This window comes from Novosphingobium sp. 9 (assembly GCF_025340265.1).
Taxonomy (GTDB): Bacteria; Pseudomonadota; Alphaproteobacteria; order Sphingomonadales; family Sphingomonadaceae; genus Novosphingobium.
On the sequence record NZ_CP022708.1, the window covers coordinates 476,441 to 500,740 of the forward strand.

Here is a 24,300-nt window from a genome sequence, read left to right on the forward strand (position 1 = left end):
AATATATGATCGTTCGCAATCTCGCCGAAATCCGCACGTCCGACCGTCACGTTGAATCCAAGGGCTGGCACTCCGATCGTCTGCTGCTCAAGGACGACAAGATGGGCTTCTCGTTCCACGTCACGACCATGTTCGCGGGCGAGGAACTGCACATGCATTACCAGAACCATCTCGAAGCGGTGCTGGTGATGCAGGGCGAAGGCACCATCGAGGATCTGGGCACCGGGCTTACCCATGAACTCAAGCCGGGCATCATGTATGCGCTCAACGCCAACGACAAGCACATCGTGCGTCCCGTGCAGGACATCGTTTGCGCCTGCGTGTTCAACCCGCCGGTAACGGGCCGCGAAGTCCACGACGAGAACGGTGCCTACCCCGCAGATACGAGCGAACCCGCGCTCGCGGACTGAGGAGAAAGGGGGCACGAGATGCACGACCACTACCCCACCCGCAGCACCGACAGCGACGCTGGCGAGCCTCGTCTGCTGCCGCGCGCCGAGCCCGTCGCCCACCGGGCATGGCAGCCGGGCGCACCGCTGAGCGCAGAACAGATCGCCCGCTTTGATCGCGACGGCTATCTCGTGCTGGACGCGGTATTGTCCGAGGCGGAGATAGCCGCGCTACAGGCAGAAACCGGACGTCTGCTGGGCGATCCGGGCAGCCTCAAGGACGAAACCGTCATTGCCGAGCCGGGCAGTCGCGAAATCCGCTCGATCTTCGAAATTCACGAACAGAGCGAGATGATGCTGCGCCTTGCCGCAGACGAGCGGCTGGCAGGCGTTGCGCGCTACCTGCTCGACGATGAGGTCTACCTCCACCAGTCCCGGCTGAACTACAAGCCGGGGTTCAGGGGCAAGGCGTTCCATTGGCATTCGGACTTCGAGACGTGGCATGCCGAGGACGGCATGCCGCGCATGCGCGCCCTGTCGATGTCGGTGCTGCTGGCGGAAAACACGCCGCACAACGGCCCCCTGATGGTGATACCCGGATCGCAGCACGTATTCGTCGGCTGTGCGGGCGAAACCCCGCACGACCATTACAAGGCGTCGCTTCGCAAGCAGGAGTATGGCGTGCCCGACGAGGATACGCTGGCCGAACTCGCGCACCGTCAGGGCATCGTCTCGCTGACGGGCAAGCCCGGAACGGTGATCGTGTTCGACTGCAACACGATGCATGGCTCGAACGGGAACATCACCCCGTTTCCGCGCGCCAATGCCTTCTTCGTCTACAACGCGATGAGCAACCGACTTGAGGCGCCGTTCGCCGCGAAGATTGCGCGCCCGGACTTCATCGCGGCGCGCGACGCGAAACCATTACGCGCCGTCACCGGCATGCTTGAAGGAGCGAGCGCATGATCCCCCATTCCGTTGAAAAGATCGGCGGCACGTCGATGGCCGCGACGTCCACCGTGTTCGACAATGTCCTGATCGCCGGACGCGAAGGCGCGGATCTCTACAACCGCATCTTCGTCGTATCCGCCTATGCCGGGATGACCGACCTGCTGCTGGAGCACAAGAAGTCGGGCAAGCCCGGCGTGCATGCGCACTTCATTCGCAACGAGACACCCGGCGACTGGCGGTCTGCCCTTGCCGACGTCATGGGCGCGATGTGGGCGCGCAATGCCGAGATGTTCGACCGCGCTGACAGCCGCCGCGAGGCGGACGCGTTCGTCGCCGCACGGATTGCTGCGCTCGAGGCCTGCCTCGACGATCTCGATCGCCTTCGCGCTCACGGCCGGTTCTGCCTGAAAGAGCAGATGACGACCGTGCGCGAGATGCTGGCCGGGCTGGGCGAGGCGCATTCCGCCCATTCGACCGCGCTGATGCTGCGCGATCGGGGCGTGGATGCCGTATTCGTCGATCTGACGCTGTGGGATCACGAGGACATGCGCAGCCTCGATGGGCGGATCGAGGAAGCGCTTGGTCCGATCGACCTTGCCACGCAGATGCCCATCGTCACCGGCTATGCCGGGTGCGAAGGCGGCATGGTGCGCCGCTACGCCCGTGGCTACTCGGAAATGACGTTCTCGCGCATTGCCGTGCTGACGCAGGCGCGCGAGGCGATCATACATAAGGAGTTCCATCTCTCCAGCGCCGATCCTCGTGTGGTCGGAGAGCAGGTGGCGCGCAAGATCGGGCGGACCAACTACGACGTCGCCGACCAGCTTGCGAACCTGGGCATGGAAGCGATCCACCCGCGCGCCGGGCGAGGACTGCGCCAGTCGGGCATTCCGCTCAGGGTACGCAACACCTTCGACAGGCACGACGACGGTACGCTGATCTGCGGTGATTACGCCTCCGAGGCACCGCGGGTGGAAATCGTCACCGGCCTGTCCTCGGTGCAGGCGCTGCAGGTGTTCGAGCAGGACATGGTGGGCGAGAAGGGCTACGACGCGGCGATCCTCGATACCCTCGCCCGGCATGGCGCCTGGATCGTCAGCAAGAGCTCGAACGCCAATACCATCACGCATTACCTGTCCGGCACCGATGCGAAGCAGATGGCCGCCATCGTCGCCGATATCGAAGCGAAGTGGCCCGGCGCGACCGTAACCATACAGCCGGTGGCGATGGTATCGGTGATCGGCAGCGACCTCAACGAGCCGGGTCTGGTCCCGCGCGCGCTGCTGGCCCTGGCGCAGGCGGGGATCGGTATGATCGCCATGCAGCACCAGATTCGCAACGTCGACGTGCAGTTCATCGTCGCGGTGGAGGACTTCGATCCGGCCGTGCGGGTACTGCATCAGGCGCTGGTCGAAGGTGCCGAGGCCACGCCACGGCAACGCGAGGCGGCCTGACGTTCGCGTGCTGAGTACCAGCTACTTACGCGTGCCATGCTGAACGCCATCCTTCCCGTGCGAAGCCTGCTGCTCGCCATCTTCATGCTGATGGCGGGCGGCGGCTTCATGAACACACTGGTCAGCGTGCGACTGGAGCGCGCGGGAAGCGGCACGATGGCGATCGGCCTTGTCGGCACGGCCTATTTCGCCGGGCTTGTCGCCGGATCTATACGCGCGCCTGCGCTGCTGCGCCGGATCGGCCATATTCGCGCTTTCGCCGCATTCGTCGCGGTGCTGAGTGCCAGCATGCTGGCCTATGCCCTCCATCGCGATGCTGTGTTCTGGGGGCTCCTGCGCTTCACCGACGGGATATGCCTCGCGGGCATTTACGTCTGTCTCGAAAGCTGGCTCGGCGAGCGTTCCGAGGGCGCGGCGCGCGGCAGTGTTCTCGCGGGCTACATGATCGCGCTCTATGGCGGGCAGGCGATAGGCCAGTTCACGCTCAACCTGGGCGGCCCCGGCGCGGCGATGCCCCTGCTGGCCGGGGCCATTCTCGTCTCGCTGGCGGCGGTCCCCGTGGCGTTGACCCGCATTGCGGCACCTGCACCGGGCGAGGAATCCTCGCTTCCGTTTCGCGAACTCTACGCCATATCCCCGCTGGGGATTGTCGGCGCCTTGCTGACCGGCGTGATGCTGGGCGCATTCTATGCGATGGGCGCGGTCTACGCCCGACGTTCGGGTCTGGACCTGTCGGCGACGGCACTGTTCATGAGCGTGGTCATCCTGGGCGGCGTTGCGCTGCAATGGCCGCTGGGTCGGCTGTCCGACCGGATGGACCGACGCAAGGTGATCGTCATCGGCTTCGCAGGGACGCTGGCCGCCAGTCTCGCGATTGCCCTGACGAGCGGCGTGCTGCTCTTGATGATCTTTGGCGCCCTGTTCGGTGGCCTGAGCTTCTCCCTGTATCCCTTGTGTGTGGCGCATACCAACGATCACCTCGTCCCCGAGCAGCGCATCGCGGCCAGCGGAGGGCTTGTGCTGCTCTATTCGCTGGGCGCGGCCATCGGCCCCGCGCTCGGCGCGGCGGCGATGACCTTGCTGGATACCGCAGGCCTGTTCCTGTTTATCGCCCTGTGCGCCGGTGCTGCACTTGCTTTCGGGCTGTGGCGACAGATCCGTTCGCAGCCTGTGCCCGCCCACTCTCAGGAGACCTATGTCGTGCTGCCCCGGACAACGCCGATGTCTGCCGCGCTCGATCCGGTAGCTGCCGAGGAAAGCTCGGACCGCGGAAACTCCGGACGACTGGAGCCCCGGCAACCGGCCTGAATGCATCCGCCGTGCGGCGCAGGACTCGCTTCAGCGCCTCAGCATCGCTCGGGGCACGGCAAGGTAATCGATGGTAGGTAACTATGCGCCTACCCTGTCCGGAATCGCCCTTCTCGCGTGCAAGTGACATTAATCATCGTAAAATGGACAAAATTCGCACCCTTGACGATTGTGACCGTGCGCCACGCCCGATCGTGGCACTTGCGACCGAGCACCCCGTCTGAGGCGTGTGTGCGAAAATGTGATCGCCAGTCCGGCGGTGCCGGTCACGCTGGAGGGGATGGCAACGCAGCTCCATGTCACCGGCTGTACTCTGGCAAGGATGTTCTTCCGGGAATACCACTGGCAGATCTCGTCGCGTAAGTTCCATGTCGATCCCTTAATGACCGTCCAACTGGTGTCTGGGGGAAGGCGAAAATAGCCCAATTCTTTGGGAAACCGCCAGGGTTGGTACTTCGGTGCGCCAGAATGTGAAAAGCCGCCCGCTTTGGTGTGCGGGCGGCTTTTCCTGTTATCCTTTTCTGCGTCGTATTCGAGATTAGCCGTGCAGTACCAAAGCCTCTGGGATCGGATGCGCCACTGCTACGGCCTCGACATTCAGGATGACGTCCTGGAAATCGTTGTCGGATGTGCTGCCTGAACGCACCAGATCTTCGAAGCCGATGCGGATGTCGCCGGAGCCGTCCGAGGCAACGCCGGACAGGACGTGTTGTGCGCCATCCGAGTTGGCTGCAGCGGATGTCGAGAAGAACGTGGTCGCCCCCGAGATCACCGAGCCGTTGTCGGCGAGGGCATAGTGGCCATTTTGTTCGACGATCGAGAGGTTGTCGCTGCTGAGTTGGCCGGAACTCAGCGACTTGGCGCCGTCCTGCACCAGGAAGAAGCCCAGATCGTGACCGGCTTCAACGCCATCGACGGTGATCGTGCCGCCATTCTTGGCGTCGGCCACGATTATGCGCACATCGCTGATCTCGCCGGTAGCGGTATCGATTTCGTAGACGCCGATGGTGTTGTGGTAAGCCGCACCGCTGGCGGCTTCCACGGAGACCTCGAAGCTGTCCGAGGTGTCGCCGTTGAGGTAGGCTTGGTTGACGATGCCGTTGATCGCGCTTTCGGATACGGCGGTCTTGTCGCTGAGTTCGGTAAGGTACTCATTGAACGTCAGAATGCTGTCGGTGCCCGAATGGGCTACCATCAGATCGCCACCCGAAAGCCCGGCACCGAGCGTGAACGAGCCGTCCTCGAATACGACCGATGTGCCGGAAACCGTGAAGTCCCCGCGATGCACGTCGCTGCCGGCAATGACAATGCGATCGTCCACACCGAAATCGGTGATCGTATCGCCCAGCAGATCGGCGAGCAGGCTGTGAACTTCGTCATGGCCCGTGCCGAGCGTGATCGTGTCGTTGCCAGGACCACCGTCGATGACGTCATCGCCTGCGCCGCCGTCGATCACGTCCGCACCGTCGCCGCCCGTCAACGTATCGTTGCCGCTGGTGCCGGAGATCGGTTCCGCCACGTCCGTAACGTTCAGTGTAATCGATGATGTGGTAGCGTGGCCTGCCTGATCCGTGGCGGTGATGGCCAGCGTGATGCTGCGCTCAACCTCGTAATCGATCACGGCACCTGCTGCGACCACGAGTTGGTTGTTCTGGATGACAAAGCGCTCGTCGTCACTCGCCAGCGTGAAGGTGATGGTGTCCCCTTCGTCGGGATCATGGCCGTCGAGCGTTCCGATCACCGTTCCGGCAGCTGCGTTCTCGGCGACCGAGGTGTTGTCGATGGTGACTTCCTCCGGCGCCGAGTTGGCTGCCGTACCCGGAATGTAGAGCGTCGCCACCACCTGATCATGGTCGGTGATGATCTGGGTCTCCTGCTCCGCATTGACGTGCACCACGTCGAACGAGGCACCGTCCACCAGATTGTCGCTGACCACGATGTTGTCGAAAGCCTGCGATGCGCCTTCATAGAGGTAGGAGTAGCGCTCTTCCTCGGGCAGCAGGGTGTAGAGGTTGGTGAGCTGCCCGTCGTTGGTCAGGGTGCTCAGCGCATCCTCGTAATAGTAGCCGTTGAAGTCACCCATCACCGCGATCTTGGCGTCCGGGTTCTCGGCTTGCAGCGCGTCGGTATAGGCCTTGATCGCCTCGGCCTGCGCGGTGCGCGACGTGTCGCCGGCCTGCACCGGGGCTGCGTATCGCCCCAGGCGAGGTCCGAGCCGCCGCGCGAGGTGGAGTGCACGTCGACGATCGTGACCGTTTCGCCGTTGAAGGTGAATTCGGCCGCCAGCGGACTGCGGCTGCCGACGAAGGCATCGCCGGGGACCAGCTCGGCGCTGCCCTCGACATAGTCGACCCGATCGGGATTGTAGAGGATGCCGTTGCGGATATTGCCGCCCGGCTCACCGCCGGTGGTGCCCGCTGCGGTCGGCGCGACCTCGACGTAGACATAGGTGGGGCCGCCTGCCGCCACGATGGCATCGATGATCTTCTGAGCCGTGGCCGCACCCGACAGGTCGGTGCCGCTGCCGGCGCCGTCCGCATCCTGAATCTCCTGAAGCGAGATGATGTCCGGCGTGCCGAGGTGGTTGACGATCTCGTCGCCGATGGCGTCGAACTTCTCCTGCGGATCGGTCGGATCGGCATTCTCGACGTTGAAGCTGGCGACGGACAGGTGTGTATCGTCCCCGGCCAGTTCGGTAACTTCCTTGGTCGTCGTCTTGTCGACCACCGTCGTCACGTCTTGCGTCGGGATAACCTCGTAGGAGTTGTAATAGCTCATGATGCCGGTGACATCACCCAGCACATCGCCCAGCGAGTGGTCGGTGTTGGTCGAGGCATGCACTGTGCTGTCGGTGTAGATCTCGATCCGCTCGGGGTTCTGGTCGTCGGCGGAGAAGGTGATGCCACCGCGCTCGTTCATGCCGGTGGCGCCTTCGCCCTGCGAGGCGACGACGTAGGTCACGTTGCCGTCGCTGGGCGCGACCACGATCGGCTGCTCCACGGTGACGAGCATGCCTTCGAGCGATTCGTAGAAATCGATACCGTCCGTACCGGGATCGTACGAGGTGAGGCCATCGTCATCGATCACCTGCGTGGGCGGCAGGATACCGTCCACGCCGATCACCGTCGCGGCGGGCAGGTCGTTGCCTTGCGAGATCACGGTGACATCGGATGAGGCGATCTCGGTTACGGTCAGTGAGCCGGTGGCGGGCTGGTATTCGTCCACGACGCCCGAAACCGAAACCGCATCGCCGATGGCGACGGTCGGGGCGGAGCCGACATAGACCTGGATGGCATCCGAGGCGCCCGTCTCGCGGTGGCTGGTCGGGTCCTGTATCCAGAAACTGTCGTCGCTGATCGCGGTGACGATACCGGTCGTCGTCACGGTCTGGTCGACATAGGCCGAGGTGTGGCCCGCGCCCTGGATCTGGTAGATCGCGAGTTCGACCGGATCGTCGTTGACGATGGTGCCGGTGGCGCTGTCCGTCGCCAGCGTGGCATTGTCGCTCGGGTTGGACAGGGTGAGGGTGAGCTGCTCGTTATTTTCACCCACGGTATCGCCCAGCACGCCGATGGTGATCTGCTTCGCTGTCTCGCCGACCGCGAAGGTCAGCGTGCCGTCGAGAACGGTTGGGGTGATGTCGTCGGTCGATACCGTGCCGAGATCGATATGGTAATCGACGGTGGCTTCGGCCGCCGAACCGCCTGCGCGGGTGATGGTGAAGGTCAGCGCCTGCGTGCCGCTGTCGCCTTCGGAAATCTGGGTGTCGGTGACGCGGATCGTGCTGGGACCGTCTGCGGGCAGGAAGGTCTGGCCGGTGTTGATCGAACCGAAGGTGTTCCCTGCCGCCTGCTGCCAGGTATAATCGCTATAGTTCGCGCCCTCGCCGGACAGCTGGAGCGAATAGCCCGTGGTGACGCTGGTTTCGGACACGCCGATATCGGTGCTGGTCATGCCCTGCGCCGCGCCATTGGCCGCGGTCATCGTACCTTCGTAGGACAAGAACTGCACGACATGGCCCGAGGCATCGACCAGAGCAACGCCGCTGGGGCTGCCGTTCTGGATGCCGTTTGCCGGGTAGTCGAATTCGAGCGTGCCATAGCCGTTGCTCTGGTCGGGGATCGTGCCGGTCAGCGCGGTGGTGCTGTACACGCTGCTGGTGGTGCCGTTGTACAGCACCAGCGTCCAGCCGGTCAGATCGGTGCCAGCGGGACCGGCGAGTTCGATCGCCTCGCCGCTGTCGGTGCCGACATTGTCATAATGGATTTCGTTGACGAAGACCTGGCTGGTGGGATCATCGTTGGTGATCGTGCCCACCGCGTCGCCATCCAGAATGCCGATGCCGCCGGTCGGATTGCCGAGCGTGACGGTGAACGTCTCGTCCGCCTCGATGCGGGTATCGCCGAGGATGCCGACGAGCAACGTGGCGCTGGTCTGGCCATCCGCGAACGTCACCGTGCCTGTATAGGCTTGATCTGCTGCGAAATCGGATGCGTCGGTGGTGCCGTGCGCCAGCGTGTAATCGACCGTGGCGGCGCCGGTGCTGCCGTTGTCGCGGGTGATCGTGAAGGTCATCGACTGGACGCCGGTATTACCCTCGACGATCGATGCATCGCCGATGGACAGGGTGCCCGCTTCAGGGGCCTCATCGTCGTTAGTGATCGTGCCGGTGGCCGAAGCGGTGGTGATGGTCGCACCGCCGGTGGCATTGCTGAGCGTCAGGCCGAAGGTTTCATCGGCCTCGTACGTGGTATCGCCCGCGATGTGAATGACCACATCTGCGGTGGTCTGTCCGTCGGCGAAAGTCACCGTGCCGCTGTTCTCGCCGGTGAAGTCATCCGCGGTGGCCGTGCCGTTGAGATCGAGCGCATAGGCGACGCTGGCTTCGCCGTCGCTGCCGCCGCTGCGGGTGACGGTGAAGTGCAGTTCGGTCTCGCCGGAATTGCCCTCGGCAACGCTGGCATCGGCGACCGAGAGGGTTCCGGCGACATCGTCGTTGACGATCGTGCCGGAGGCGCTGGGCGTGGTGATCGTCATGTCACCGGCGTTGGCCAGCGTGACCACGAAGCCTTCGTCGCTTTCGGCCGTATGGTCGCCGCTCACCTGCACGGTGATGGTGGCGGTCGTCTCGCCGTCTGCGAAGGTGACGGTGCCCGAAGGTAAGGTGCCGCCGAAGTCAGCCGCATCCGCGCCATTGGAGGCAGCGCCGGTGACGGCCCAGTCCACACTGGCAGTGCCCGTGGTGTCGCTGCGGGTCACGGTGAAGGTCAGGTCCGTGGTCGCGCCCGGTGCGCCTTCGCTGGCCGAAGCTGCGAGGGCCGAGATGGCAACGGTCGGGCCCGAGGGGCCTGCCGCAGACACGTAGGTCTGGCCGTTGTTGGCGCTGCCGAACGTGCTGGTGCTTTCCGGAGCCCAGGTGAAATCTTCGTAATTCGTGCCGCTGCCGGTCAACTGAAGAGAATCGCCAACCGGCGTCGTGGATGTGCTTTCGCTAACGCCAACGTCGATGCTGGTCATCCCGGCCGCCGGTCCCGATGCGGCGGTCATCACGCCATCGTAGGACAGGAACTGAACGACCTGCCCGTTTGCATCGACCAGCGCAAAACCATCGGGATCGCCGTTCTGCAAACCGTTGACCGGCAGGCTGATGACATAAGTGCCGAGGCCGTTGCCCGCATCGGTCAGCGTACCGGTGAGAGGAATGGTGTTGTAGACCGTGGCAGCAGCGGCTTGCGTGGCGTTGCTGCCGCCGTTGTACAGGACAAGCGACCAGCCCGTGATATCGGTGCCGACCGGACCGGCGATTTCGACGCCTTCACCGCTATCGGTGCCGATGTTGTCGTAGTGGAACTCGTTGATGAAAATCGACGTTGCCATGAAAACCCCTGTTTAATCCTCACCATGGCGCGCGGGCGAAACGCGCGCCTGAACAAAGCGACATGGCGCAAGTCCGCGGCATCGAAACGCAGGCGTTTCGATCCCTGGCCACAGCCATCAGCAGCTACCGATATTTCCTTCTCGCACGCGCCCCACGGTCTTTTCCGCGAAGCAGCAAACCCTCAGGCTGCTACCTACCCCAGAAGACTCTTTTAAGACACATTACATGTAAGTAATCGCAAAATGTCGAAATATTGCAATTGCTCAATTGCCAGGAAGGAGGCAAAATGTGCGCTGGCCGGATGAGACGGCGGGTCGGGGACTCACTTCAGCAATGGTTATTTCGCCACCCTGCCGGGGTTTTTCCGGGTGGGCGTTGTTCTGGTGTTCGCTCTTGCGGCGAACAGTAATGCGCAGGCAGAGGCGTTGACGCAGGGGGCTCCGGCCGCTCCGGCTCAACTGCCTGCGCCCACGGGAGATCCGCTGGCCATTTCGGAACAGGACGACCCGATTCTGGCGTTGGGCCGCGCCGCCGGCACGCCCGACAGCTTTCGGGCTGCGATCGATGCCGCCGTTGCGCGCAATCCGGCCTTGGGCGAAGCCGAAGCCGCCGGGACCGAGGCAGAGGCCGCCAGGCGCGAGGCGCGTGCGGGGTTGTTTCCCTCCGCCACGGCATCGCTCACCAGCTACAAGACGCTGGCGCGGGACTTCGCCAACGATCCCGACAATTACCTCGAACGTCTGCGTGCGACGCATCGCACCGATGCAACGCTTTCGGTCAATCAGACGCTGGTCGATTTTGGCGCGACATCGGATCGCATCGGGGCCGCCAGCGCCCGCTTGCGTGCTGCGGCTGCGGGGGTGGACAGCGCGGCGGACGATATCGCCCTGCGCACGATTGCGGCCTGGTACGACGTGTTCGGTTATCGCACCTTGCTGCGGCTGGAAAAGGCTTATGCCGCCGAGATCGAGGCGCGACGCGGCGACTTGCAGGAGCGTATCCGGCAGGGCGTTTCTGCCGAAACCGATGTCGCCCGGCTGGACAGCGCGGCAGCCTCGATCGCGACGGGTATCGCCGGTTACAGTCGGCAGTTGGCGCAGGCCGAAGCGCGGTTCACGCAGTTGACGGGTTCGCCTCCGCCTGCCGATATCGGCCGCGCACCACTGCTGGGCGAGATTCCGGACTCCGCCGACGAAGCGCGTGACGCGGCACTTGCCGTGCCTGGCGTCATCGGCGCGCAGGCGCAGGCCAAGGGCGCGCGTCTGGATGCGAAGAACGCCCGAGCCGGTCTACTGCCGCAAGTGCAGGTAGGGCTGGATGCGGGGCGTTACGGCATCATCGAGAACAATTCGGACTACGATGTCCGCGCGCGCATCGGCCTTTCCATGCGTTTCGGCGGAGGGATTGGGGCGAAGGCGGATCAGGTCGAAGCCCGCGCCCTTGCCGCGGACGCCAAGGCTTCGCGTATTCGTGAGGAAGCCGCTCGCGATGCGGCCATCGCCTGGTCGGATCAGGCGGCCTTGAGCGATCAGATCGCGGCGCTGGAGACCGCCTACATCGCCGCGCGCAAATCTCGCGACGTCATCGCCGAACGCTTCCGCGTGGAGAAAGGCGATCTGTTCGATCTGCTCGGCGCCAACACCGCCTATGTCAATGCCGCGACGGCCTATATCGAAGCCCTGACCCAGCGCGATGCGGCCCATTACGTGCTTCTGTCCCGCACCGGGCAGCTTCTGCCCACGCTCGGGATCGATTCCAGACTTCAGGACAACACACCATGACCGGGGACCGCCACAACGCCGCGCCATCCATGAGCCAGCCGCCTGCCGGGCGCTTTGCGCAATGGCTTGTACAGCCGATGCTGGAAAACCGGGCGATCTATCTGAAGGTCGCGCTGGCGGCTGCCATGATCAACCTGTTCGGGCTGGCATCCTCGATCTTCTCGATGACCGTGTACGACCGGGTCGTGCCCAACAACGCCACGGCGTCGCTGGTGGGGCTGGCAATCGGCCTTGCCATCATCATTGTGTTCGATTTCGTGCTACGCACCTTGCGCGCCTATTTCGTCGACATTGCCGGAATGGATATTGACCGGGCCGTCGGCGGCACGGCGTTCCAGCGCCTGCTGGCCCTGCGGATGGACTTGCGATCGGGCTCGACCGGGCAGCTTTCGGGCATGATGCGAGAGCTGGAAACGCTGCGCGAATTCTTCGCCTCGGCCACGATGACGGCACTGGTGGACGTTCCCTTTATCCTGCTGACGCTGGCGGTCATCGCTGCGATTGGCGGGATCGTCGTGCTGGTGCCGCTGGCGATGGCTCCCATCGTCATTGGCGTGGGGCTGGCGACCTATCCCGCGCTGGACCGGCTTTCGGCGCGCTCGATGAGCCAGGGCCTCGCCAAGCAGGCGGTGCTGGTGGAAACCATCGGTGCGATCGAGACGGTCAAGACGGCAGGTGCCGGACCGCTGTTGCTGCGGCGCTGGCTGGGCGCCATCGACCACCACGCCGACAGCGCGCTGCGGCAGCGGCTGGTGGGCGCGATCGGCGTGAATGTCGCGACGTCGGCGCAGACGATCTCTTACGCCGGGGTCATCGTGCTGGGCGTTTCCCTGATCGCCGAGAAAGAGCTGACGATGGGCGCGCTGATCGCCTGTTCGTTGCTGGGAGGTCGCGCAGTCGCCCCGCTCGGCCAGATCGCGCAATTGCTCTCGCGGCTTACGGCGACGCGCGCGGCCTATCGCCAGCTGGACGGCCTGATGGGCCTGCCCACCGAGGGACCGGAAGGGACTCCGCTGCGCCCGGCCTCGCTCATGGGTGAGATCGAGTTCCGCAATGTCACTTTCCGCTATCCCGGCAGCGTGGAGAAGGCGCTCGACAATGTCAGCTTCACGATTGCGCCGGGAGAGCATGTGGCGTTGCTGGGCCGGGTCGGTTCCGGCAAGTCGACCATCGCGCGCATGGCACTGGGGCTCTACCCGCCCGAGGAAGGCATGGTGCGGATCGACGGCACCGATCTGCGACAGCTAGACATCGACCTGATCCGCAGCCGCATGGGTGCCGCCATGCAGGAAAGCGTGCTGCTGACCGGCACGGTGCGCGAGAACATCGTGCTCGAACGCGACATCGATGACGAGGAGCTGCTGCGCATCGCGCGGATCTCGGGCACGCACGATTTCATGGGGCGGATGGCCAACGGCTATGACCTGCGGCTGACCGACCGGGGCGAGAGCCTGTCGGGTGGTCAGCGCCAGTCGATCTCGCTGGCCCGCGCGCTGGCGGGAAAGCCGCCGCTGGTGGTGTTCGACGAGCCGACCAGCGCGATGGACGTGCAGAGCGAAACCGCGCTGATCGCCCGGCTGGAGCAGGAGTTGAAAGGGCGTACCTTGCTGCTGATCACTCACCGCCCCTCGCTGCTGCGCCTCGTCGATCGTATCCTGATCGTCGAAGGGGGGCGCATTGCCGCCGACGGTCCGCGAGACGCGATGATGCAGCGCGCGAACTCTTCCGCTGCTCCGGCACCCGCCGCGCCCGCCGTCACGCCCACTACCGCGCCCGCTACGAATTGAGACGACGATGGCTCACCTTGAAGACATTTCCGACCGTATCCGACCGCGCGCGGCGTCCAACCTGCTGCTGTGGAGCGTCGCCGCCTTTTTCGTGATCGCCATCCTGTGGGCCTGTTTCACGCAGCTGGACCGGACTGTTCATGGCGAAGGTCGGGTGATCCCGGCCGCCCATCTTCAGACCATTTCGAATCTGGAGGGCGGTATCGTGTCGGCGATACTGGTTCATGCCGGTGAGGACGTGAAACAGGGCGCGGCTCTCCTGCGGCTCGATCGAACGGCCAGCGCCAGCGACTACGGCACCGGACAGGCGACGGTGGAGGCGCTTTCGCTCAAGGTGGCCCGGCTCGAAGCCGAAGTGGCGGGGCGCACACCGCAGTTTCCGAAAACCGACGATCCGGCAATGCAGGGACAGATCGCGCTCGAACAGAGCCTTTATACCACCCGGCAAGCCGATCTTGCGCAAACGCTTTCTGCTGCATCCGCCCGCGTAGCGCAGGCCCAGCATGCCATCGCCGAAGCGGATGCGACGCATGCTGCCAAGCTGTCGGCGCGGGATTCTGCCCGCCAGCAGGCAGAGATGCTCCGTCCGCTGGTCCAGCGCGGGATAGAGCCGCGTATGTCGCTGGTGCAGGCTGATAATGCAGCAGCGGTTGCGACGGGAGAGGCTGCCGCCGCCAGCGCTTCGGCAGCCACGGCCCGTGCGGCACTGGCCGAAGCGAACGCCCAACTCGCGCAGGCGCGGCAGGATTGGCGCGCCAAGGCCGGTGACGAACTCACCAGTGCGCGAGCGGAAATGGAAGCGCGCAGTCGCGGGCTTCCCGCGCTGCAGGACAAGGTGAAGCGCACTCTCGTGCGCGCGCCACTGGACGGGCGGATCAATCGGGTGCTGGTGACGACCGTCGGCGGAACGGTGAAGCCCGGCGATCCGCTGCTGGAAATCGTGCCGTCTGACGGCTCGTTGATGATCGAAGCCACCGTCAAGCCCGAAGATATCGCGTTCGTGCGGATCGGCCAGCGGGCGCTCGTGAAGATCACGGCCTACGACTATGCCGTCTACGGTGGGCTTGAAGGAGAGGTTGTCGGCATATCTCCCGATGCAACCGTCAACGAGAGAACCGGGGAATCCCGGTATACCGTGCGAGTGCGTGCGGATGGACGCGGCCTTCGCTCACCACAGGGACGCCGCTGGCCATTGGTCCGGGCATGGTCGCTGACGTCAATCTGATCGGAGACAGGCGCTCGGTCATGCGTTACCTGCTGACGCCGTTCACGCGCCTTGGCGATGAGGCTTTTCGCGAACGCTGACAGGCCTTGCTCCGGCTTACGGTCTGAGGGGAAGGGGGCAGATAAACGCGATAGTTGCGGCGAACCAGCGTCATACCTCATGCGATTGCCGCAGCCGTTGATGCGAAGGTGCCTCCGTTATCTACAAGGCCCGATCAATTCCGGGGTGACTGCCGGGCAGGTGCCTACCGGCTACATTGCGCCGAGCTTCGTAGTCGCGAGCAGTTTCGCAAGCAGTTCGCTGAGCGTCTCCTGCTCGCGCAGATCCAGACCGCTGACGATGCTGTGCTGGTTGGCAACGTGCAGGGCGATCAGCGTATCGATCAGGTGCAGGCCGTCCGCCGTCAAAGCCACCAGAGTACCGCGCTTGTCCGCAGGATTTGGGCGCCGTTCGACGAGGCCAGCCTTCTCAAGCCGGTCAATCCGGTTGGTCATGCTGCCCGACGAGATCATCGCCGCTTCGTAAAGATCGGTGGGCGTCAGCGCATGGGGCGCGCCGCTGCGCCGCAAAGTCGCCAGGACATCGAACTCGCCAGGCTGCAATCCGTGCTCGACGAAGAGCGGATTGACGTGATCCCGTGCCGTTTTCAGCGCAGCCTCTGCCAGTCTGCCCAGCAGGATCATCGGCCCGGTATCGAGATCCGGTCGTTCCTGCGCCCATTGGCCCGCAGCCAACTCTGCTCTGTCCATTGTTGCTCCAACTATCTTGACATAGAGCTATATATCTCTACGTAGAGTTATATCAGAGCCGAGCCCAGCTGCAAGCATGGCCGCGCTATTGGAGTATCATCATGACCAGACTGCCCGGTCGGCTGCTGTTCGCGGCCTTGATCCTGCTCGTCGGTATCAATCTGCGCCCCTCGCTCGCCGCCCTCGGGCCGCTCGTTGACCAGATTCAACGTGACACGCAGATGAGCGACACCCAAGCCAGCCTGCTGACGAGCTTGCCGGTGCTGCTCATGGGCCTGTGTCTGCTTGACACCGGGCGGGTTCAGGCAGCGCTGGGCCAGCGAGGCGGGGTGACGGCGGGTCTCGTCGCGCTCGTTTTCGCCGCGCTGGCGCGATGGCTGAGCCCGACAGTTTCCGTTCTTCTGGCAACCGCCGTGGTCGGTGGCATGGGCATTGCCGTGGTGCAGGCGCTGATGCCGACGATCATCCGGAGCCGGGCCGGTTCGCAGACGGCGATCTTGATGGGCTTCTACTCCACCGCGATCATGGGCGGCGCGGCACTGGCCAGCTTTGCGGCGCCGCGCATCGCTTCCGCGCAGGGTTGGGCCTTGGCAATGGGTATCTGGGCGCTGCCCGCTCTTGCCGGTGCGACAGTGTGGTGGCGGGCGATGGATGCCACGGAACCCGTCGCGCCTACCGAGATGCAGGTCTCTGTGTCCACTTACCCCCGGAGCTGGCTGCTGCTGGCCTTCTTCGGCCTGGGCACCGGGGCCTATACGCTGGTTCTTGCCTGGTTGCCGCCGTATTATACCGGATTGGGCATGTCTGCGCAGGATGCAGGCAGCCTTTTGTCTGCCCTGACACTTGCCGAGGTCGCAGCCGGTATCGGCGTCGCCATGGCGGTCGGACGCTTCTCGGATCGGCGTCCTATCATTCTGCTGGCCATCGGCGCCCTGACAGCCGGACTGCTATGCCTTTCTCTCGCGCCTTTGCTGCTGGCAGGCTACGCGGCGCTGCTTTGTGGCCTCGGGATCGGCGCGCTGTTTCCTCTCGGGCTGATCGTCGCCATGGACCATGGCCAAGATGCGGCACAAGCCGGCCGGATCGCCGGTTTCGTGCAAGGGGGCGGCTACGTGCTGGCCGCGGTCCTTCCCGTGATCGCGGGACTTCTGCGCCAGCATCTGTCCGACCTCACTCCTGCGTGGTGGCTGATGACCGCGCTGTGCCTTGTTCTCGCGCTCATGGCCCTGCGCCTGCGGCCTGGCGCCCGCCTCTCCTGAAGTCTCGAAAGGAATCGATCATGGCCTTTTATACCGTGCAGGCTCGCACAAATTACTATGTCGATATCGGAGAAGGGCGTCCGGTTCTCCTGCTTCATGGCATCAGCAACTCGGGACGGGCCTGGGCACCGCAGGTGCCCGACCTGAAGGCAGCAGGCTACCGTGCCATTGTTCCGGACCATGCAGGACACGGCGCTTCCGGCGCTGTTACGGCCCCCTTCGGTGTGCAGGAACTGGCCAACGATGTCGAAGCTCTGATCGCACACCTGGGCCTTGACGAGTTTGATGTCGTAGGCCTGTCGCTGGGCGGGATGGTGGCGCTCGAACTCGCGCTGCGGCATCCCGAGCGCATAGGCCGCCTGATCGTGGCGAACAGTTTCGAGAGGACCGCAACCCCGCAGTTCAAGGCGCTGGCCGAAGGTTGGGCAAAGATATTTGAACAGCCACACGGCCCGGTTCTGCGATTGGAGCAGAACTGGCCCTCGCTGGTGTCTCCGGCCTTTCAGGAGACAGCGGAGGGTTTGCGTACCTGGCAGGTCTGGCACGGCATTGCGGCCAGCGCCGATGGCCCGTCGCTGGCCCATGTCGCACGGGGGATTACGGATTTCGATCGCGCTAACGACCTGGGAAAACTGGCTATGCCAACTCTGTTCATTGCGGGCGACGGGGACGGCATGTCTCCACCGGACCTCAGTCGCGCCATGGCAGAGCGCGCCGGGGATGGCATCTGCCATGTCATTGCCGGGGCCGCGCATATTTCCAACGTGGACAGCGCCGACGAATTTTCACGGATCATGCTGCAATTTCTGGGCCGTGCGAGTTCCCCTGCGGTTTCAATGTGAAATTTTGCGAATGACTTTTTGGAAAGGCGCGCTCGGCAAGGCTGGTCCATTGCCGAGCGAACCATTGTCCACTTATCAAACGGCAAAAGCTGTTCAGGCGAGCCGAGGTATTTAGTGGTGATAGAGGCGACGCGACATGACACCCTGAACAGCACGCCAGGCAGCGGTTAAGGCGCAGATCACGAAGCCATGGCTTCGCGACATGCGCGCGCAACTCCTACCCTCGTCGCCACCATCGGCGCGGGGATGGCGCTTCATTGTGCAGGGTTACTGAGCCGCCTTCTTCTCCGAATCGAGCCGTTTGACAAGTTTCTCGATCTCGTCGGGATTGAGAATCCAGGTGCGGGTCTTGCGGCCTTCGCGAAACACGGGCCGCGTCAGCAGGATGCGGGCCTGCTCCTTGGCGAAAGGCTTAAAAAGTGAGAAGTGCATCACGCATTCGAGCATCGACCCGATAACTGGCGTCTTGCCATCAAGATCGATCAGCGTGGCGGGCTGGTCCCAGGGAATGTTCATCATGGTGTGCGCCTATCGCTGCTCATGCCGAATGCAAAGGATGAATGCTGCCCCCCAGCGCTACCTCGCATGACAGAGGGCGCTGGCTTAATCGGTTTGTTTCGCCTGCAGGGCGAACTATACCTTTGCCGATACCGTCTGGAGATTGGCATGCCCGACATCAATCCGCATCTCATACCCTCTCCCTTGTCGCAGACCGTGAGCCAGGATGGCGTCACCGTGCATGTCGAGATATTCAAGCTCGACAGCGATGACGGCTGGACTCTGGAAGTCGTCAACGAAGCGGGTACGTCGACGGTCTGGGAAGATCCGTTCGAGACGGACTCAGCCGCCTTTGAGGCTTTCGAGCGCGCAGTCGAACTCGAAGGGATGGATACATTCCTGGATGATGACGCCGAGGGTTGGACGACCATCCATTGACTGCGGTGACCTGTCCGGCAAGCGGGTTCTGATGCAATGCTATTTGTCGCCAGCTTCCTTGAAAGCCGTCTTTAGAGAGGCTTCCAGCATCTGTGTGAACCGTTGCGAAATGCGGGCCTGTGGCACCAGTTCTTCGAAGCCGTGATAGGCGCCGGGCACAACGACCAACTGCGTTGGCACGCCGGCGTCGATCAGGCGGCGGGCATAGTCGATATCCTCATCGACGAAGAGGTCTATCGACCCGACGCCGATGAAGGTCGGGGGCAAGCCGCGCAGGTCCCGGCAGCGGGCGGGCACGGGCACCGCCGGAACCGTAGGGCCGCCCGGTTGCTGGCCGAGAAAGGACGACCAGCCCAGACGGTTGTTGTCTTCAGTCCAGATAAGCTTGCCGATCGGTGCTGCGGGGTGGCGTGTCGTGCCGGTGCGATCGTCCAGCATCGGATAGATCAGGCACTGGAAGCACAGCGGGACCTCGCCCCGATCGCGCGCGACGATGGCAAGGATGGCGGCATGTCCGCCTCCTGCCGAACCGCCCAGCACCGCGATCCGCTGCCGGTCTATGCCGAGATCCGCAGCATGGTCATACGTCCATTTGAGCGCGGCATAGTTCTGTTCGATGGAGCGTTGATAGCGCGCTTCGGGCGCCAGATCGTAATCGACGCTGACGATGGTGAGCCTGAGATCGTGCGCCAGTTGCTGAAGACGGCGCAGGTCGCTGAGCGGCGAGCCCGAAATGAAGCCTCCACCGTGAACATGCAGAATGGCTGGGCGGGAGGCACCCGGTGTGCTGTTGATGACATAGACCGTGACCTCACCACCTTTGCCTGGCGGGTTGTCGGGTACGGGAATACGCTTCGACAGATAGGGAACATCGGGCAGTGCTGCAGGGGCGTTCTGCAGTCCTGCGGCCCTTGCTTGCGCAAGGTTTGCGAGCGAAAGCGGTGGCCCGGCCTCGCGTTGCTTCAGGAACGTTTCGGCCAGTGGCCGCAGTTCGGGATCGACGGCTGACAGATCGTCAGCGGGGGTGGCTGTCAGGGCTTTGGCGATGGCACGATAAGGTAGAGCGCCGGCGCCCAGAGTACCACAGGCAGCCACGAAGCCGCGTCGTCCGAGATTGGCCATGTCTGCCTCCTTATACCCGGTTGGCACGGACGATCGCGGCGAGCACGGCTGCGCTAGGCTTGGGCGTGCGCGCGAATGTGCTGCGATCAAGGCTGTGCAGGCCGAACTTGGGTCCGTAGCCCGAAATCCATTCAAAGTTGTCGATGAGCGACCAATGGATATAGCCCAGCACCGGTACGCCCGCGCTCATCGTGCGGCGCAGCTCTTTGAGCGAGGCGGGGATGAACCGCGCGCGCTGCGTGTCGTCGCTGGTGTGAAGCCCATGTTCGGTGACGATGACCGGCACGCGCGCAACGGAATGGGCGTAGCGGACGGCATCTGCGAGCGAGGCGGGATAGATCTCGCCCCCGGCGCCATTGGTCTCCACCCCTGCGGGCGTGGGCAGCGGCCCCGTGTCCGACCATACCGTTCGCCCGTAGTTCTGCACGCCTATGAAGTCGTCCTCGCGGGCCGCTTCCAGCCAGGGTTCATAGAATTTCGCTCGAACGCTGTCGCGCATCGAGTGTGCTCCTGCGGCCTGATCGTCAATGATCGCCAGACTGACGCCGACCGGAAGGTCGGCGCGCACCGCCTTGATCGCCTGTCGCCCGGCGCGGTGGGCGGCGATCATGTTCGCCTGCGTGGCGGCGGGATCGGCGACCCACACCGCATTGCCGGGACTGAAGACCTGCGCGCCATAGGCTCGTGCGGCCGCCGCCGTCATGGCCCGATCGGCAGCCATCATCGTGGCGGCGGTTGCGGCGGGCAGGATCACTGCCAGTTGCCCGGTCAGGTTCGGCTCGTTCAGCGTCGTCGCGTGCCCCATGCCGTCCGCGAGATGGCGTGCAGCGCGTTCGCAGAAACGGGCGAAAAGCTCGGGAGCATCGCGGTTCGTCCAGCCGCCCCGTTCGGCGAACCAGCGCGGTGTCGTATAGTGGTTGAACGTGACGAAAGGCGTGATCCCGCGGCGATGGCAACCCTCCATGATCGCCTTGTAATGATCGAGCATGGCGATGGAGAAGCTACCCGGCGTGGGTTCGATCCGCGCCCATTCCAGGCTGAAACGATAAGTGCCAAGGCCCAGGTTCCGGACCAGATCGAGATCGCTCTCCCACAGCTCGAAGCTGTTGGCGGCATCTCCCGAAGGTTCCGCATAGGTTGTGGGCGTGAGATGCTCCAGCGCCCAGACGTCGGAATTGACGTTGTTTCCTTCGATCTGATGACCGGCCGTGGCCACGCCCCACAGGAAGTCCTTGGGGAAGGGGGGCAGAGTCTGTGCTGCTCCAAAAGCGGGATGGGAGAGCGCTGCACTTGCCCCTGCGGCCATGGTTCCGGCCAGAACCGCGCGCCGGTCGAGATGAATATCGCTCACTGTAAGGCCTTTCATCCGAAGTCCGCCTGCGTCACGACGAACCTGTAGGAACCGGAGCCGACATCCAGCGTCACCCGGTCATTACCCGTCAGCGATGTCATTTCCCGGCGGTCGATACAGGGACGCCCGCTTTCGCGTACCTGTTCCAGAGAGTGGGCAGGCAGGTGCAAAGTGCATCGGGTGTTGGCCGGGATTTCGAGGGCGAGCGTAAATGCGCCATCGCTTTCACGTTTCCACGCGGTGGAAATTACGCCAGATCGGCTCTCGTAGCGGGCCCCGCCCGAGGGCATGCGCGGATCGTAGACCGGATCGAAGCGGAACCGGGCGAACCCCGGCTCTATCGGATCGATGCCGGCGATGCGGCGGAACATGAACCCCGCCACGGCCCCCAGCGCGTAATGGTTGAACGAGTTCATCGCCAGATCACCGGTATCGCCGTTCCAGCGTTCCCAGATCGTCGTCGCGTTATGCGCGATCATGTAGCCCCACGAGGGATATGCCGTGCGCAGCAACAGGTCGTAGGCGAGCGCGGTTTCGCCCGCATCCGCCAGCACGTCGAGGCTGTAGGGCGTGCCCAGAAAGCCGGTCGACAGCAGCGTACCGCGCCGCCGGATATCGGCGACAAGCAGATCGGCGGCGCCCTTGCGCAGCGTGGGCGGCAGAATGCCGAACTGGAGCGCGAGGATATATCCGGTCTGCGAACCGTTGCCGATGTGCCCGTTCGGCTGGGCATAGGCGGCGTTGAAGGCGCGGGCGATATCGCCGGACAGCGTGCGGTAGCGCTGCACCGCGTCGCTGCGCCCGGTCGCCTGCGCCATGTCGACCAGGGCATCGGCTGCGGCTTTCCACATCGCCGTGCCGACGAGATCCTTGGGCGTGGTGAGATCGCCCGGTTCCTTGACGTCGAGCGCGAGCCAGTCGCCATAGTCGTTGCCGCGATTGTTCTTCCACAGCAGATCCGGGTTGGCGGCCCGGATCGAGGCGAGAAAGCGCTCCATCGCGTCCCAGTGCTCGTCGATCACGCTGGTATCTGCAAAGCGACGCCAGCTCGTCCAGGGGAGGAAGACGCCGGCGTCGCCCCAGCCGGGGGAGGAGCCCGGACCGGTGAAATGTTCGCGGTCGTTGTCGGGCGCGATATCGGGGAAGGAGCCGTCAGCCCGTTGCGCGTCGCGCACGTCGCGCAGGAATTTGCGCGTGAATGCCGCCGCGTCCATGTTGAAGCAGGCCGCGTCCCAGAACACGTGCGCATCGCCCATCCAGCCGAGGCGCTCGTCGCGCTGGGGACAGTCTGTGGGGATGCCCATGAAGTTGGAGCGCTGGCTCCACAGGCCGTTCTGCCACATCCGCTGGGGCACGTATTGCGGCAGGTCCAGCGTCGCCGTTTCGGGCAATGCTGAGTGGACGACGATACCCTCGATATCCGCGCTGGTGAGCGGCCCGGTCAGCCCATCGATCTGGACATAGCGAAAGCCGTGATAGGTGAAGCGCGGTTCGAAGCGTTCGCCTGCGGGATCGCCGCGCAGGGTCCAGATGTCGGTTGCCAGCGCGGAACGCAGGTTTGCCTGATCGACAGTGCCATCGGCACCGAGCAGTTCGGCAAAGCGCATGGTGATGCGCTGTCCCGAGCGGCCCTTTGCCTTCAGGCGTACCCAGCCTGCGAAGTTCTGGCCGAAATCGACGACGACCCTGCCGCTGCCGAGTGGCGTGATCGACTTGGCGTGCAGCGTGAGCGAAGTGGCGATCGGCTGGACCGGCGAGCCGACCAGCGCGACGTCGGCAGTCTCGATCAGGTGTGCCGGTTCCCAGCGTCGATCGGGGTGAAACGCTGGCGTGGCCCAGCCGGGCTGTTCGCGGCGGGCATCCACGGTTTCGCCGTCATAGATGTCGGTTGCGAGAATTTCGCTGGGCGAGACCGACCAGCCGCCGTCGCTGGTCACCGTTTCACGCCGGCCGTCGGTGTGGATGATCTCCAGTTGCGCGCGCAGGCGCAAGGGCGGCCCTCCGAAGCCATAGCGCCCGCCCGGCGCCATGTAGCTGCCGTACCAGCCATCCCCGACGATGGCGCCCAGCACATTGTCGCCCGGCTGAACGAGGTCGGTCACGTCATAGGCACGGTAAAGCACGTGCTTGCGGAAATCGGTCCACTCCGGGGCGAGCAGGGCATCGCCGACCTTCTGTCCATTGAGCCACGGCACATAGCCTCCCATGGCGGTGATATAGAGCCGGGCCGAGCGGATCGGTCGCGTGGCCTTGAAAGGGTGACGCAACAGGAACGCGCCGTTGCCCGGAAATCTGGCCTCGCCGTCGCCGGGTGTGACGGGAAGCCACGCAGAGCCATCCGGCGGCGCCTTGCCTTTTGCGGTGCGCAGGTGCTCTCCGGTGAAGTGCAGCGTCCTGCCGGACGCGAGTGTCGCACGGATAAGAACTGCCACACGCGGTGGTGGGGGCAGTGACGAGGGATCGCCGGAGGGTTGGGCATCGGGCCTCAGAACGAAGGACAGACGATGGGCTCCGGCCTTTGCAGAGACTGTGTTGCGATCGGTTGGAGGCGGCCCGAAGCGGAAGGAATCGCGCCGCTGTGGCAGGTTTTTGCCGTCGAGGTCGAGATCGGCAACGCGGTTCGCGCAGGTGTAGACGGCGAGTTCGGCGTCCTCTGGAAGGTCGAAATCGAGCCGGAACGCGTGGCCATCGCTGTTGCCCGGCGGGGCGCCTGCTTCCGGCCCCATCCAGCGCAGACCCGCCAGCCGATCTTCGCGCAAGGCCGTGGTCTCGGCAGCGATCCAGCCGCTCTGCCAGTCCTTCGCCGAGAGCAAACCCATCTCCCAGCTGGCGATCTCGCTGGTCGCACTGCCGCCCTGATCGTCCCATACAGTGACGGCCCAGAAGCAGCGGGCGCGGGATGACAGGGTTTGGCCTTCATAGGGAATGTCGAGAGTCTGCTGGCCGGTAATCCGGCCGCTGTCCCACACGTCGAACGCGCCGGTTTTCGCCTTGTCGATGCTGCTGGCAACGCCGATGCGGTAGGCAACCTGCCGGCAGGCCCGCCGGTCCGAACGCAGCTTCCAGGACAGGCGGATGCGCTGGGAATGCAGGGCGCGCGGTTCGGTAAGGCAGTCTGCCTGCAGGGCCTCCACTGCCAGCGGCCTGTCGGATTTCGCGTGCAGGGTGGCGGCCTTCAGCGCCGGGGTGGCGACCGCCCCGGCGCCAGCGCCGACACCGACAATCGCCATGAAACGGCGCCGGGATGTATCCATCGACAAGTCATTCT

General features: G+C 64.3%; 17 protein-coding genes. 10 read left to right on the forward strand and 7 right to left on the reverse strand.

What is annotated here, in order from left to right; all coding sequences use genetic code 11:
- The first annotated feature begins 5 nt into the window (after positions 1-5).
- Genes CI805_RS16865 through CI805_RS16880 form a run of 4 tightly spaced genes read left to right on the forward strand, consistent with a single transcriptional unit; the run spans position 6 to position 4,102 of the window.
- On the forward strand, positions 6-410 hold the full coding sequence (locus CI805_RS16865; RefSeq protein ID WP_260929408.1) for an ectoine synthase: 405 nt from the start codon (positions 6-8) through the stop codon (positions 408-410).
- An 18-nt stretch (positions 411-428) separates the two neighbouring features.
- Positions 429-1,355, forward strand: a complete 927-nt coding sequence (gene thpD / locus CI805_RS16870; RefSeq protein ID WP_260929409.1) for an ectoine hydroxylase — start codon at positions 429-431, stop codon at positions 1,353-1,355.
- Positions 1,352-2,794, forward strand: a complete 1,443-nt coding sequence (locus CI805_RS16875; RefSeq protein WP_260929410.1) for an aspartate kinase — start codon at positions 1,352-1,354, stop codon at positions 2,792-2,794. The genes thpD and CI805_RS16875 overlap by 4 nt, the downstream gene beginning before the upstream one ends.
- 36 nt (positions 2,795-2,830) lie before the next feature.
- Positions 2,831-4,102 (forward strand): MFS transporter, encoded by a 1,272-nt coding sequence (locus tag CI805_RS16880; RefSeq protein ID WP_260929411.1) that lies wholly within the window; start codon positions 2,831-2,833, stop codon positions 4,100-4,102.
- Between the two features lie 538 nt (positions 4,103-4,640).
- Here CI805_RS16880 and CI805_RS16885 read toward each other — a convergent pair.
- Entirely contained in the window at positions 4,641-6,284 is a 1,644-nt protein-coding gene (locus CI805_RS16885; protein WP_260929413.1) for a DUF4114 domain-containing protein, read from the reverse strand.
- Positions 6,185-9,979: a Calx-beta domain-containing protein gene (locus CI805_RS16890; protein WP_260929415.1), complete on the reverse strand. Its 3,795-nt coding sequence runs from the start codon at positions 9,977-9,979 to the stop codon at positions 6,185-6,187. Before CI805_RS16890 ends, CI805_RS16885 begins: the two co-directional genes overlap by 100 nt.
- A 384-nt stretch (positions 9,980-10,363) precedes the next feature.
- Between CI805_RS16890 and CI805_RS16895 the strand changes: the two genes are divergently transcribed.
- Genes CI805_RS16895 through CI805_RS16905 form a run of 3 tightly spaced genes read left to right on the forward strand, consistent with a single transcriptional unit; the run spans position 10,364 to position 14,773 of the window.
- Complete coding sequence (locus tag CI805_RS16895; RefSeq protein WP_260929416.1) at positions 10,364-11,761, forward strand: TolC family protein; 1,398 nt, start codon at positions 10,364-10,366, stop codon at positions 11,759-11,761.
- Positions 11,758-13,548, forward strand: coding sequence for an ATP-binding cassette domain-containing protein (locus CI805_RS16900; RefSeq protein WP_260929417.1), 1,791 nt, complete (start codon positions 11,758-11,760; stop codon positions 13,546-13,548). Before CI805_RS16895 ends, CI805_RS16900 begins: the two co-directional genes overlap by 4 nt.
- Positions 13,549-13,555: 7 nt before the next feature.
- Positions 13,556-14,773, forward strand: a complete 1,218-nt coding sequence (locus CI805_RS16905; protein WP_260929418.1) for an HlyD family type I secretion periplasmic adaptor subunit — start codon at positions 13,556-13,558, stop codon at positions 14,771-14,773.
- 251 nt (positions 14,774-15,024) lie between these two features.
- On the opposite strand, the gene CI805_RS16910 is transcribed toward CI805_RS16905, so the two are convergent.
- Positions 15,025-15,522 carry a MarR family winged helix-turn-helix transcriptional regulator gene (locus tag CI805_RS16910; RefSeq protein WP_260929420.1) on the reverse strand — a complete coding sequence of 166 codons (498 nt, stop codon included), beginning with the start codon at positions 15,520-15,522 and terminating at the stop codon, positions 15,025-15,027.
- A 137-nt stretch (positions 15,523-15,659) separates the two neighbouring features.
- On the opposite strand from CI805_RS16910, the gene CI805_RS16915 reads away from it, so the two are divergent.
- A complete protein-coding gene (locus tag CI805_RS16915) occupies positions 15,660-16,781 on the forward strand; it encodes an MFS transporter (protein WP_260929421.1) in 1,122 nt (373 codons plus the stop codon).
- A gap of 20 nt (positions 16,782-16,801) precedes the next feature.
- Complete coding sequence (locus CI805_RS16920; protein ID WP_260929423.1) at positions 16,802-17,623, forward strand: alpha/beta fold hydrolase; 822 nt, start codon at positions 16,802-16,804, stop codon at positions 17,621-17,623.
- A gap of 267 nt (positions 17,624-17,890) precedes the next feature.
- Here the strand turns inward: CI805_RS16920 and CI805_RS16925 are convergent, their stop codons facing one another.
- Entirely contained in the window at positions 17,891-18,142 is a 252-nt protein-coding gene (locus CI805_RS16925) for a hypothetical protein (protein ID WP_260929425.1), read from the reverse strand.
- A 147-nt stretch (positions 18,143-18,289) separates the two neighbouring features.
- Here CI805_RS16925 and CI805_RS16930 point away from each other — a divergent pair, with 147 nt between their 5' ends.
- Positions 18,290-18,559 carry a hypothetical protein gene (locus CI805_RS16930; RefSeq protein WP_260929427.1) on the forward strand — a complete coding sequence of 90 codons (270 nt, stop codon included), beginning with the start codon at positions 18,290-18,292 and terminating at the stop codon, positions 18,557-18,559.
- A 39-nt stretch (positions 18,560-18,598) separates the two neighbouring features.
- On the opposite strand, the gene CI805_RS16935 is transcribed toward CI805_RS16930, so the two are convergent.
- Genes CI805_RS16935 through CI805_RS16945 form a run of 3 tightly spaced genes read right to left on the reverse strand, consistent with a single transcriptional unit; the run spans position 18,599 to position 24,286 of the window.
- Positions 18,599-19,681, reverse strand: a complete 1,083-nt coding sequence (locus CI805_RS16935; protein ID WP_260929428.1) for an alpha/beta hydrolase — start codon at positions 19,679-19,681, stop codon at positions 18,599-18,601.
- 10 nt (positions 19,682-19,691) lie between these two features.
- Positions 19,692-21,047 carry a family 1 glycosylhydrolase gene (locus CI805_RS16940; protein ID WP_260929430.1) on the reverse strand — a complete coding sequence of 452 codons (1,356 nt, stop codon included), beginning with the start codon at positions 21,045-21,047 and terminating at the stop codon, positions 19,692-19,694.
- The gene (locus CI805_RS16945) at positions 21,044-24,286 is read right to left on the reverse strand and encodes an alpha-L-rhamnosidase (RefSeq protein ID WP_260929432.1); all 3,243 of its coding nucleotides are present in this window, start codon (positions 24,284-24,286) and stop codon (positions 21,044-21,046) included. The genes CI805_RS16940 and CI805_RS16945 overlap by 4 nt, the downstream gene beginning before the upstream one ends.
- Positions 24,287-24,300: the final 14 nt, after the last annotated feature.

Coding starts and splice junctions, on each gene's coding strand:
- CI805_RS16865 (WP_260929408.1), top strand. CDS start 6: ATGATCGTTCGCAATCTCGCCGAAATCCGCACGTCCGACCGTCACGTT.
- thpD (WP_260929409.1), top strand. CDS start 429: ATGCACGACCACTACCCCACCCGCAGCACCGACAGCGACGCTGGCGAG.
- CI805_RS16875 (WP_260929410.1), top strand. CDS start 1,352: ATGATCCCCCATTCCGTTGAAAAGATCGGCGGCACGTCGATGGCCGCG.
- CI805_RS16880 (WP_260929411.1), top strand. CDS start 2,831: ATGCTGAACGCCATCCTTCCCGTGCGAAGCCTGCTGCTCGCCATCTTC.
- CI805_RS16890 (WP_260929415.1), bottom strand. CDS start 9,979: ATGGCAACGTCGATTTTCATCAACGAGTTCCACTACGACAACATCGGC.
- CI805_RS16900 (WP_260929417.1), top strand. CDS start 11,758: ATGACCGGGGACCGCCACAACGCCGCGCCATCCATGAGCCAGCCGCCT.
- CI805_RS16905 (WP_260929418.1), top strand. CDS start 13,556: ATGGCTCACCTTGAAGACATTTCCGACCGTATCCGACCGCGCGCGGCG.
- CI805_RS16910 (WP_260929420.1), bottom strand. CDS start 15,522: ATGGACAGAGCAGAGTTGGCTGCGGGCCAATGGGCGCAGGAACGACCG.
- CI805_RS16920 (WP_260929423.1), top strand. CDS start 16,802: ATGGCCTTTTATACCGTGCAGGCTCGCACAAATTACTATGTCGATATC.
- CI805_RS16925 (WP_260929425.1), bottom strand. CDS start 18,142: ATGATGAACATTCCCTGGGACCAGCCCGCCACGCTGATCGATCTTGAT.
- CI805_RS16930 (WP_260929427.1), top strand. CDS start 18,290: ATGCCCGACATCAATCCGCATCTCATACCCTCTCCCTTGTCGCAGACC.
- CI805_RS16935 (WP_260929428.1), bottom strand. CDS start 19,681: ATGGCCAATCTCGGACGACGCGGCTTCGTGGCTGCCTGTGGTACTCTG.
- CI805_RS16940 (WP_260929430.1), bottom strand. CDS start 21,047: ATGAAAGGCCTTACAGTGAGCGATATTCATCTCGACCGGCGCGCGGTT.
- CI805_RS16945 (WP_260929432.1), bottom strand. CDS start 24,286: ATGGATACATCCCGGCGCCGTTTCATGGCGATTGTCGGTGTCGGCGCT.